This is a genomic window from Salibacter sp., assembly GCF_031581065.1.
Taxonomy (GTDB): domain Bacteria; phylum Bacteroidota; class Bacteroidia; order Flavobacteriales_G; family Salibacteraceae; genus Salibacter.
In genome coordinates this window covers 1-12,110 of sequence record NZ_JAVLBN010000019.1, presented here as the reverse complement: position 1 = coordinate 12,110, position 12,110 = coordinate 1, and the positions used below count along the sequence as shown (strand labels likewise).

Genomic DNA, 12,110 nt, shown 5'->3' with positions numbered 1-12,110 from the left:
GATTTTATTAACAAAAATTTTTAACATCAATCGTGTGATAACTTAAACAGATTGATTTTTTGAATAAATTAAATACTACAAGAATTTTTGATAGGTTTTTAACCACAAATCAGGAACTTCATTTTTACAGGCTTCCTGATAATCTTCATAACTACAGGGCACCAATTGATGTCTTTTGAATCTGTTCGCTTTTGGAGAAGGGAAAGGAACATTCATCCACCATCTATCTGTCTTAACGCTTTTCAAAAAGACAAGATCCTCATCAAAACTATCAATGTGTACTCTGTATTTAAGGTAGTTTTTCGAATTCATTAAAGGAAGGTCACCTTTTCGAGAATTTACGCCATCTATAAAGTACCAAACCATTTGAGCCAGAACATGTGCTGATATCCCCTGGTGGTCAAACTCAGGATCGTACTCGTAAAAACCAATTGACGTGACTTTTTCACTAATGCCCGCATATCTTGCTACCTGGCAACATTCATCATTTGTAAATCCATTTGGCCCGGCAACTTCGTTCCCCGGTGAATCGCTCCCTTTTATAGAGCTCATATCAAAGCTTACAATATCTGAATTACGAACAAGCGGCTCCACCAATTTCATGTCCTGCCTACATAAGCCAAGCCTCAACTCATCAAAGTGGAGTTTATCAATAAGGTCTTTCACATCCTCAGCTACAAAATAGCTCTGGTTACCGATATTGGTATAATGAAACAAGTAGTTTGGCTGATGGAGCAAGATTTTACTAAGAAAGTTTTCATTATTGATTTCCTCTTCCTGTGAAACTCCCATATCGAATTTCCTATCGATAGTCGTTAAATTTACAACCTGCTCCAAATTCTCATAAGCGAGATAATTTGCATATGTCAGGTCCTGTGTTCCCCCAATAATTACCGGAATACAGTTCCGCTTTACAAGATAAGCTACTACAGAACTAACGGCATAATAAGTATCAGAAACTGTTTCGCCTCCAAGAATGTTTCCCAAATCTATAATCGGTAACGTAAACCCTGAAGTCTTTTTGAGCTTGTACAAATAGCTCCTCACATAATTTGCTCCGTGTTCTGACCCTCTATTAGATAATGCATTTCGTGATTCTCCAACTCCAAATAAAACTATTTGAACACCTTCAGTAATTGATGGTAGCTCACCATCTCCGTGCTTTTCAATTATGGAGCCGAGGTCGCCCTTCCCATTTTTCATGAGTTGAGCATCTACCTCATTGAAGTAAAATGCAATATCCATCGTTATTTCTTCTTAGCTTTAGTACTCTTTTTAGCCTTTGATTTAGTTGATTTTGCCGGCTTCTTTTTCCCTTTTCCAGACTTTCCACCTTTTTCAATAATCCCCATGCAATCTTCCAGTGTCAACTCCTCAGGCTCTACATCTTTAGGTATTCTAAAGTTCTTTTTCTTATACTTTATATAAGGTCCGTACCTACCTTTCAGAACCTGTAAATCGGGCTCTGACTCGAATGTCTTGATTTTATTTTTCTCAGCCTGCTCGCGTTTTTCTTTTATCAACTCAATAGCTCTGTCGAGATTCACCTCCATAGGATCGTCTTCTTTCAAGCTAACAAAAAGGCTTTTGTGCCTAACGTAAGGACCATATCTACCAACATTAGCTGATACTTTTTCACCTTCAAACTCACCGAGTTCTCTTGGGAGTTTGAAAAGCTCCAACGCCTCGTCAAGTGAAATCTGCTGGATACTCTGATTTTTTCGCAAAGAGGCAAATTTCGGTTTCTCTTCAGATTCCGTTTCACCCAATTGAACCATGGGGCCATAACGACCGATCTTTGCATAAACTGGCTTTCCAGTTTTTGGATCATCTCCCAGGTGACGTTCCCCTTTAGCGCGTTCTGAATGTTCGAGAGTATTTTCTACATTTGAATGGAACGGACCATAAAAATTATCGATCATTTTATTCCACTTCAGCTGGCCCTGGGCAATATCGTCAAACTCTTTTTCTACCTCAGCAGTAAAGTTGTAATCGAGAATCTTGTTAAAGTTATCGATTAAGAAGTCATTTACCACCACACCTATATCGGTTGGGAACAGTTTTTTGCGCTCTGCACCTGTGTTTTCTTTTTTCTCTTCTTCTTTGACCTCACTCTCCTTAAGCGTTAAGTGCTTATATTTCCTCTCGTATCCGTCACGATCTTCTTTTACAACATAACCGCGCTTTTGAATTGTGCTGATTGTTGGTGCATAAGTTGAAGGTCTTCCAATCCCTAACTCTTCGAGCTTTTTAACCAAACTTGCTTCAGTATATCGTGGTGGATGGTGCGTAAACCTTTCAATTGCATCAATTTTTTGGAGATCGAGGTTTTGACCTTCTTTTAATGGAGGCAATAACCCCTGAGTATTTTTCTTATCCTCTTCGTGTTCATCATCAGTCGACTCAACGTAAACTTTGAGGAAACCATCAAACTTTACTACTTCACCCTTAGCCGTAAAAACCTCGTCTCGGTTCTGAACGGGAATAGTAACAGTTGTGCGTTCTAATTTAGCATCTGCCATTTGAGTGGCAATCGTCCTCTTCCAAATAAGGTCGTAGAGTCGCTCTTGTGCAGAATCATCTCCAGCCTCATTTACACCGAGGTTTGTTGGTCTAATAGCCTCGTGCGCTTCTTGAGCTCCTTTTGATTTTGTCGCGTAGTTTCTGCTTTTGTGATAGTCAGATCCGAACTTATCACTGATCACAGCTTTACTTTGCTTGATTGCAGTATCGCTCAAATTCGTTGAATCAGTACGCATGTAAGTGATCTTACCTGACTCGTATAATCTTTGAGCTACCGACATGGTTTGAGCAACTGAGAATCCGAGCTTCCTGGACGCTTCCTGTTGCAAAGTTGATGTAGTAAAAGGAGCAGCCGGAGTTCTTTTACCCGGTTTTTTCTCCAGTTTATCAATTGAGAAATTACTGTCTGAGCAATCGTTTAAGAAAGTCTTTGCCTCTGCAACAGTTTTGAATTTTTTATTCAGCTCAGCCTTTAAAGTTGTACCGTCAACATCGAAATAGGCTGATACTTTAAAAGAGTTTTGCGGAGTAAACTTTTCAATTTCACGCTCCCGCTCAACAATTAACCGAACAGTAACACTTTGCACTCTACCGGCACTCAGTTTGGGCTGTACCTTTTTCCAAAGAACCGGAGACAACTCAAAACCAACTAATCGATCCAGTACCCTTCTCGCTTGTTGAGCATTTACTAAGTTGTCATTGATATTGCGCGGGTTTTCAATCGCTTTTGTAATAGCCGGTTTCGTAATTTCATTAAAAACAATGCGCTTTGTATTCTCCGGCTTTAACCCTAGCACATTGTAAAGATGCCAGGATATCGCTTCTCCCTCGCGATCCTCATCCGTTGCTAACCAAACCATCTCTGATTTCTTAGCTAACTTCTTGAGTTCTGAGATCAGTTTCTTTTTATCAGATAAAACCTCGTAATTAGGTGCAAATGCATTTTCAACATCTACCGAGAGTCCTTTTTTGGCTAAATCCCGAACGTGTCCATAACTCGACTTCACGACAAAATCCTTACCCAAAAACCCCTCAATCGTTTTAGCCTTTGCAGGCGACTCCACTATAACTAAGTTCATATTTTTCTAGACATTTTTTTCTCTAACAGGCACATTAATGCCTTGTTGAATGCTTACAAAGAAAAGCAAACATTTTTTCTCTTTCCAATAGGCGCAACTAACATAAAGCTAAAAAACAAGGGAATGACCTATGATTTTAACAATTCATTCTCAACTGTCATTTTGACACCAACACGCAATTCGTTATTTTTGCGGGCTTAGAATTGCTAAAACACACAAGGCATGATAGAAGGATTGCACGAAGGAAATAAAACTATTGATGAAAGCAAACAAGGTGAGGTAACTTTATTAGATTCCACTAAAGGAGGAAATAAAAAACTTTATTTGGAAAGTTACGGTTGTCAAATGAACTTTTCAGACAGCGAAGTAGTTGCTTCAATTCTTTCAAAAGAAGGCTATGAAACAGTTAGCCAAAGTAGTGAGGCCGATGTTGTGCTGCTAAATACATGTTCTATAAGAGATAATGCCGAGCAACGTGTACGCACTCGTCTCAAGCAATTCAAAAATGCTAAAAAAGAGCGCCCAAATCTCGTTGTTGGAGTTTTAGGCTGTATGGCTGAGCGCCTCAAGAAAAAACTACTCGACCAGGAAAAACTCGTTGACCTTGTAGCAGGGCCTGATGCCTATCGTGATCTCCCGGGCTTAATCAGTGAAGTTGAAGGAGGACAAAAAGCTGTAAACGTACTTCTTTCAAGAGAGGAAACGTATGCTGATATTTCTCCGGTTCGTCTCGATAAAAACGGAGTAACAGCCTTTATTTCTATCATGCGCGGATGCGACAACATGTGCTCTTTTTGTGTTGTTCCATTTACCCGTGGTCGTGAGAGAAGTCGCGATCCGCAGTCTATCGTGCAGGAAGCAAAAGAGCTTTATGACAACGGATATAGAGAAGTGACACTTTTAGGGCAAAATGTTGACAGTTACCGCTGGAACATGTCAAGCAAAGGCAGAATCAAGGATGAATCCAAGCCTACGGTGAACTTTGCTGAACTTCTTGAAATGGTCGCGCAGGTTGCCCCTGATTTGAGAATCCGATTCTCAACTTCTCACCCAAAAGATATGACTGACGATGTACTTCACGCAATGGCGAAGTACGACAACATTTGTAAATACATCCACTTACCTGTACAGAGTGGAAATACTGAAATGCTCAAAAAAATGAATCGCGGTTATTCCAGAGAGTGGTACATGAACAGAATTGAAGCAATTCACCGCATCATTCCCGGATGTGCAATTTCAACCGATATCATTACCGGCTTTTGTGGCGAAACTGATGAGCAACACAACGAAACCATCAGTCTCATGAAGGAAGTTAAATACGACTTTGCTTACATGTTTAAATATTCAGAGCGCCCAAGAACTTTAGCTGAAAGGAAATACGAAGATGACGTTCCTGATGAAGTTAAAAAAGCAAGACTGCAGGAAATTATCCAACTTCAACAACAGCACTCTGCCGAGAGCAACAAACGTCAACTCGGCAAAACATTTGAGGTTCTGATCGAAGGAGTATCCAAAAAATCTGATGATGACTTGTGCGGCCGAAATACACATAATACAATGGTTGTATTCCCAAAAGGAGACTACCAAAAAGGGCAGTACGTTAAAGTGAAAGTAACTGATTGCACAAGTGCCACACTACTCGGTGAAGTTGTGGATGAAGAAAAAGTTCTAACAACAGCCTAAAATGAATTTACAACCCATCAAGCAACGTTTTAGCATCATCGGGAATAACGATGGACTAAACCGGGCTTTGGAAACAGCTGTTCGCGTTGCTTCCACTGATTTATCAATACTGGTTACCGGTGAAAGTGGCGTTGGTAAAGAGGCCATCCCGCAAATTATTCACAGTCAGAGCCCGAGGAAACACAACTCCTACATAGCCGTAAACTGCGGTGCTATACCATCAGGCACAATGGACTCTGAACTTTTTGGACACGTAAAAGGATCTTTCACCGGAGCAGGGACCGAACGCAAAGGATATTTTGAAGAAGCTAGTGGCGGTACAATATTTCTCGATGAAGTAGCTGAAATGCCCCTTGAAACTCAGGTTAAACTATTACGTGTTTTGGAAGCCGGGGAGTTTTTAAAGGTTGGTTCATCAAAAGTTCAAAAAACGGATGTGAGAATCGTTGCCGCAACAAATGTCGATATCCCAAAAGCTATTGATGCTGGCAAGTTTAGAGAAGATCTCTACTACAGGTTAAACACTGTTCCTATTCACTTACCTCCACTACGCAAAAGAAAAGAAGACATTCATCTTCTCTTTAGAAAATTCGCAGCCGATTTTTCTGAAAAATACAGAACTCCCCTCATCAGACTTTCAGATGAGGCACGCGAGATGCTTGAACGCTACTATTGGCACGGAAACATCCGCCAGCTCAAAAATATTACTGAGCAACTCAACGTATTAGAAGAGGAACGAAATGTTAGTGCTCAAACACTGCTCAAATACCTCCCGGATTTATCGAAATCCAACCTACCGGCAACCAGGCAAAGCAACTCAGGATCTGACAGTGACTTAAACGAAAGGGAAATTCTCTACAAAATACTTTTCGACCTCAGGAATGAGATGAACGATCTCAAAAAACTCGTTGGTGACTTGTTAAAAGATGGTAGCATCTCTGATGAGGATACCCAAATAATCAAAGAGCTTTATACTGAAGCTGAGACTGATCCGGCAAAAGACCCCGAATACCAGGCTCTACAATTACCTGCACACACGAGCGAGGCAAATGCTGCACAGGCAGAATTCCAGGACTCTAATTTCCACCAACACCAGGAAGTTGAAGAGTCACTAAACCTTGAAGATCAAGAAAGAATTTTAATCAAAAAAGCACTTGAAAAACACAACGGCAAACGAAAATATGCTGCTGAAGAATTAGGCGTATCAGAACGCACGCTCTACAGAAAAATTAAAGAGTACGAATTGAGTTAATATGAAACGTTTTTTTACAGCCATAATACTTCTTTGCATTCCCGTTTTGCTTCAAAACTGCAAAGTAAATTACTCGTTCACCGGTATTAGTACTGATGCCGAAACAGTAAGCATTCAATATTTCCCGAGTGTAGCTCCGCTGGCTCCGCCAACCTACAGCCAGGCTTTTACAGAAAGTTTGAAAGATATTTTCCTCCAACAAACCAATATCGCATTAGTTGAGAATAATGGCGAACTTCAGTTTGAAGGAGAAATAGTTGGGTACAACAACGCACCGGTTGCTGTTCAGGGAAATGAGCAAGCAGCACTCAACAGATTGACAATAACAGTGAGCGTACGTTTTACAAATACCTTGAATGAAGAAGACAACTTTGAAAAACAATTCAGTAAATTTGAGGATTACGAAAGCACCGCGTCATTAAAGCAAGTTGAAGATCAATTAATAGAAGACATCAACCAACAACTCACACAGGATATTTTGCAAAGCGCTATAGGGAACTGGTAATGAATAGTCAAAAAATCACACAAATACTGAGTAACATTGATATTCTCAACCAGATTTCAGTTGAAGAACTCAATCAGCTCGTTCGTGATTTCCCCTACATGACACTCCCGCACTTGCTTTTAGCCAAAAAACTACACGACAACAACGACCTTCACGCTGGCCAGCAAATAAAAAAGACGGCTATCCTCATTCCCAATCGCAAAAGATTGTACGAATTGCTTTACAGGGAAACGGTCAGAACCACTATAGCCAGCACTGTTGAGAAACCACAGCCCGAGACACCTAAAGCTGAAAAAGAAGAAACCGCTACAGATGAAGATGTAGCTTTTCAAAATCCACTTCAGTTTCATTCTTTAAAAGGCGAAACCACAATTATCCCTGGAGAAAAGGAAGAAATTGCTGATGAGGCAAATCCTCAAAAAGAAGAACAACTCGATGAGTTAGAAAATGAGGTTCTCAAGCACGCAATGGAAAGCGCTTACGCCTTCACATCTGACGACATTCCTGAGAAAAACAAAACTTTCGAAGACCCAGAAAAGCCTGAGGAAACGTCCGGCTCTGACCGTGAAAAGAAAAAGCTTTCTCCAAATGAAAGACAGGCATTTTCAAAGTGGCTGCAAATCTTAGATAAAGAAAGACTTGAAAAAGTTCGAGAGAAAGAAAAACAAGAACAAAAACAGCAGCAAAGTAAGCTGATTGATAAATTCATAAAAGAAGAACCGCAAATCTCAAAAGTCGACAAAGACGAAGACTTTTCACCAGAAGGCATTTCCCGCATGAATGTCGTTGATAATGACGATTTCGTGACGGAGACATTGGCTAAAATTTACACTCAGCAGGGAAATATTGAAAAAGCAAAAAATATCTACAACAAACTCATGTTGAAATATCCCGAAAAAAAGGCTTACTTTGCCGGCCAACTTAAAAAGATCGATAATCAAGACAAATAAATAATTATGGCAACTTTTTTCACCGTACTTATCGCAGTTGTTTGCCTTTTACTCATCTTAGTTGTTCTCGTTCAGAACCCTAAAGGTGGTGGTTTGGCATCAGGATTTTCAGGAGCTAATCAAATTGGTGGCGTTAAGCGCACAACTGATTTCCTCGAAAAATCTACATGGACACTTGTTATTGTATTGATGTTGTTGAGCATCGCTTCTTCATCATTCATGAAAAAAGAACAGGTTGCTACAGGTAATCAAAACCAGGGAGGAGAACTCGAAGAGTTGATGGAATCTCAACCAACACAAACTCCACAACAACCGGGTCAGCCTCAACAACAACAGCCTCAGCAGCAACAGCAACAACAAGCTCCTGCAGAAAATGGCGGTGGTGAAGATTTGCCAATCTTCGATGACGAAGAAGAAGATCAGGAATAATTTGACATTACATTATAGTTTCACTCTATAAAAAATGTCAGCATGACAGCATGCTGACATTTTTTTTTGCCCAAAATTCTCTACTCGCTGACAAAATGTATCTACCACACTATTGGCACATTTTATGACCATGTAACAGTTGAAAATTTAAAAACAATCAATTTTAAAATTTTAATAAAATGGCAGGATTAAATATTAAACCTTTAGCAGATCGCGTGGTAGTAGAGCCAGCGCCTGCAGAAGAGAAAACAGCTAGCGGAATTATCATTCCTGACACAGCAAAAGAAAAGCCTCAAAGAGGAAACGTGGTTGCTGTAGGAGGCGGAAAGAAAGATGAGCCGATGACTGTAAAAGAAGGAGATACCGTTCTCTACGGTAAATTCTCTGGTACTGAAATTTCAATTGAAGGTAAAGACTATTTGATCATGCGAGAATCAGACATTTTCGCAATTGTTTAATCATTCAATTTTTGAATAAAATTAAATCTGAATAAAAATGGCTAAAGATATTTTATACGACATTGACGCAAGAGATCAGTTGAGAGCTGGTGTTGATGCATTGGCGAATGCAGTAAAAGTTACATTAGGTCCAAAAGGACGTAATGTAGTTATCGACAAAAAATTTGGTGCTCCTCAAGTAACCAAAGATGGTGTTACAGTAGCAAAAGAAGTTGAGCTTAAAGAGCCTTTCCAAAATATGGGCGCTCAAATGGTAAAAGAAGTAGCTTCTAAAACTGCTGATATTGCCGGTGATGGTACAACAACTGCTACAGTTCTAGCACAATCAATGATTACAACAGGTCTTAAAAACGTTGCTTCAGGTGCTAACCCAATGGATCTTAAGCGCGGAATTGACAAAGCAGTAGCTGAAGTTGTAAAACACCTGACTGGAATTTCTAAAAAGGTTGGCGATGACAACTCCAAGATAGAGCAAATAGCATCTATATCAGCTAATAACGACAACACAATAGGGAGTCTCATCGCTCAGGCGATGAAAAAAGTTGGTAAAGACGGTGTAATCAGCGTTGAAGAAGCGAAAGGAACTGAGACTGAAGTAAAAACAGTTGAAGGTATGCAGTTTGATCGCGGATACCTCTCGCCTTATTTCGTGACTGATTCTGAAAAAATGATCGCTGATCTCGAGAATCCTTACATCCTCATCTTCGATAAGAAGATTTCTACTATGAAAGATATGGTTCCGATCCTCGAGAAAACAGCTCAAAGTGGAAAACCTTTATTGATCATTGCTGAGGACATCGAAGGTGAAGCGCTTGCTACTCTAGTAGTGAATAAACTTCGCGGATCATTGAAAATCGCAGCAGTTAAAGCACCAGGATTTGGTGATCGCAGAAAAGCAATGCTCGAAGATATCGCAATCTTAACTGGTGGTAATGTAATCAGTGAAGATCAAGGTCGTAAATTAGAAGATACAACTATTGAAGACCTTGGAACTTGCGAAAAAATCCAAATCGATAAAGACAACACTACTATCGTAAACGGTAATGGTGCAAAAGACAACATCGATGCTCGCGTGAATCAAATTAAAGCGCAAATCGAATCAACTACATCTGATTACGATAAAGAAAAACTTCAGGAACGCCTTGCTAAATTAGCTGGTGGTGTTGCTGTTCTTTACATCGGTGCAGCTACTGAAGTTGAAATGAAAGAGAAGAAAGATCGCGTTGACGATGCGCTTGCAGCAACTCGTGCAGCGGTTGAAGAAGGAATTGTACCGGGTGGTGGTATTGCGCTCATCCGCGGTATTAAAGCTATCGATTCACTTGAGGGTGAAAACGAAGACGAAACAACCGGTATTGCAATCGTTCGCAGATCACTTGAAGAACCTTTACGCCAAATCGTACACAATGCAGGTGGTGAAGGTGCTGTAATCGTTCAAAAAGTACTTGAAGGAAAAGACGATTACGGGTACAACGCCCGCACTGAGGTATTTGAAAACCTCCTAAAAGCTGGTGTTATTGACCCAACTAAAGTGACTCGCGTAGCACTTGAAAACGCAGGTTCAATTGCAGGCATGTTACTCACAACTGAGTGCGTTATGGCTGATGAACCAGAAGATGACAATGAACCAGCCGGTGGCGGAATGCCAGGCGGCATGGGTGGCGGAATGCCAGGTATGATGTAATCAACCTATTTAGTTAAACATAAAAATCCCGGCTTCACTTGAGGTCGGGATTTTTTATTTGGTAACGGTCAGATCCGGAAACTTTGCTATCAAATATCTCTGAAATGATCGATGTAGCGAACCAGGTTACCACCGTAGTTTTGATCGAGATCTGACTGTAAGCTATCCTGTGAAGCGTTATACGTGAGGTAAGTTGAAAAGAAGGCATTGTTCACTCGGTCAGCATTAAAATAAGCCGGATTCAACTCTTTTTCTTTAAGTTGAACTTGCAACAAGCCATCAAGTATCGATCTTATTTTCTGCTTTTTTAAAGTTCTTTTCTCTTTGGCTGAAAGGTTCTGATCAAAATTTTGATAGAGCGAATCCAACTCTTTAGCTGACCGATTGAGGTAAAGTCTTAGGGTTACTTCATCATCCAGGTTCTGACCGTAACGTTTCAATAGGTCTTTCTCACCTTTTGATGCAAGTAATCTCATAGCTCCCTGCCTCCCGATGAATGTCGCCAGGTTTTCATTGAAATCTGCCTGTGAAGGCAAATAAATAGTTGAATGCGTAAGTTCATGAATAATAAGTTCGGCTAACTCTGCCGAGTCTCGCTGTAACATTCCGCTCAAAATCGGATCTGAAAACCACCCGAGAGTGCTCCAGGCATCAACACTTCCAATTCGTGTATCAAAGCCTAATGTATCGAGGTTTCGCTTCTCTCTTACAGCAAGTTTTTTCTTGAAATGACCTTTGTAAGGTAAACTCCCCAAAAAAGGATATTTCCAGCGATGTGGCTGAAGTGAAAACTGTGGCGTGGCTGTAACAACCCAGAGAATGGGATCATTACCATGATCGTAAAAACTTGTGTAGTTATCAGTCTTATCGAGTTTTAAAGAATCATAAGCAAATTGCTTAACCTCATTGATCCAATTTATTTTATCGCGATAATCATCTGGTAGTTCGTCCTTTTTCAGGACCTCTTCAAGCGGCTCAGCTTTTCGCAAAATTCTCAATTGACCCATACCCTGCCTAATCCCATAACCGATGAGATCGAGGAATGCCAGTGCTGAGATTAGCAAGACGACTACTGCATTAGACATTAATAACCGCATTTCCGGAAATAAAAAAAGGGGGTGTATCAAAAAGCGTTAATGAGATAAAAAAGGCCTTGTTTGCAATATTTTAATCCAGTACTTTCTCCTTCTTCAGTTTATGTAAGTAGCTTTTTAAAACCGAAAATGTAAGATTTTTCGGTTTTGATACACCCCCCTATTATCATTTTTAAAAAGACAGAATGTTTATTTATTGAGTTCTTCTTTAACAAGTGAAGAGATCAATTTACCATCTGCCTTTCCTTTGAGTTTACCAACAAGAGGTCCCATAACTTTCCCCATATCTGAAGGACCTGAAGCTCCGGTTTGCTCAATCGCTTTTTGTACTTCTGCCCTCACTTCATCTTCACTCATTTGCTCAGGCATGTATTCTTCAATAATTGCAGCCTGGAGTTCTTCATCTTTTGCCAGGTCATCACGCCCCTGCTCCTTGAAAAGCTCAGCACTATC

The 12,110-nt window shown here is 40.2% G+C and carries 11 protein-coding genes; 7 read left to right on the top strand and 4 right to left on the bottom strand.

Annotated features, from left to right (window positions below; genetic code table 11):
- Positions 1-75 precede the first annotated feature (75 nt).
- Together RI557_RS06350 and topA are read right to left on the bottom strand one after the other, a co-directional pair.
- Positions 76-1,245 (bottom strand): formimidoylglutamase, encoded by a 1,170-nt coding sequence (locus RI557_RS06350; protein WP_310668745.1) that lies wholly within the window; start codon positions 1,243-1,245, stop codon positions 76-78.
- A gap of 2 nt (positions 1,246-1,247) precedes the next feature.
- Positions 1,248-3,602 (bottom strand): type I DNA topoisomerase, encoded by a 2,355-nt coding sequence (gene topA / locus RI557_RS06345; protein WP_310682780.1) that lies wholly within the window; start codon positions 3,600-3,602, stop codon positions 1,248-1,250.
- Between the two features lie 222 nt (positions 3,603-3,824).
- Here topA and miaB point away from each other — a divergent pair, with 222 nt between their 5' ends.
- From miaB to groL, 7 genes are all read left to right on the top strand, one after another.
- Entirely contained in the window at positions 3,825-5,285 is a 1,461-nt protein-coding gene (miaB, locus tag RI557_RS06340; protein WP_310682778.1) for a tRNA (N6-isopentenyl adenosine(37)-C2)-methylthiotransferase MiaB, read from the top strand.
- 1 nt (position 5,286) lies between these two features.
- Positions 5,287-6,537: a sigma-54 dependent transcriptional regulator gene (locus tag RI557_RS06335; protein ID WP_310682777.1), complete on the top strand. Its 1,251-nt coding sequence runs from the start codon at positions 5,287-5,289 to the stop codon at positions 6,535-6,537.
- A gap of 1 nt (position 6,538) precedes the next feature.
- A complete protein-coding gene (locus RI557_RS06330) occupies positions 6,539-7,042 on the top strand; it encodes an LptE family protein (RefSeq protein ID WP_310682775.1) in 504 nt (167 codons plus the stop codon).
- Positions 7,042-7,992, top strand: coding sequence for a hypothetical protein (locus RI557_RS06325; protein WP_310682773.1), 951 nt, complete (start codon positions 7,042-7,044; stop codon positions 7,990-7,992). Before RI557_RS06330 ends, RI557_RS06325 begins: the two co-directional genes overlap by 1 nt.
- 6 nt (positions 7,993-7,998) lie before the next feature.
- Entirely contained in the window at positions 7,999-8,421 is a 423-nt protein-coding gene (gene secG / locus RI557_RS06320) for a preprotein translocase subunit SecG (protein ID WP_151169896.1), read from the top strand.
- A 179-nt stretch (positions 8,422-8,600) separates the two neighbouring features.
- On the top strand, positions 8,601-8,879 hold the full coding sequence (groES, locus tag RI557_RS06315) for a co-chaperone GroES (RefSeq protein ID WP_310668739.1): 279 nt from the start codon (positions 8,601-8,603) through the stop codon (positions 8,877-8,879).
- Between the two features lie 37 nt (positions 8,880-8,916).
- The gene (gene groL, locus RI557_RS06310) at positions 8,917-10,563 is read left to right on the top strand and encodes a chaperonin GroEL (RefSeq protein WP_310668738.1); all 1,647 of its coding nucleotides are present in this window, start codon (positions 8,917-8,919) and stop codon (positions 10,561-10,563) included.
- Between the two features lie 89 nt (positions 10,564-10,652).
- Here groL and RI557_RS06305 read toward each other — a convergent pair whose 3' ends face one another.
- A complete protein-coding gene (locus tag RI557_RS06305; RefSeq protein WP_310682771.1) occupies positions 10,653-11,648 on the bottom strand; it encodes an aminopeptidase in 996 nt (331 codons plus the stop codon).
- 198 nt (positions 11,649-11,846) lie between these two features.
- The coding region (locus RI557_RS06300; RefSeq protein ID WP_310682770.1) for a GatB/YqeY domain-containing protein at positions 11,847-12,110 on the bottom strand (264 nt) is incomplete at its 5' end.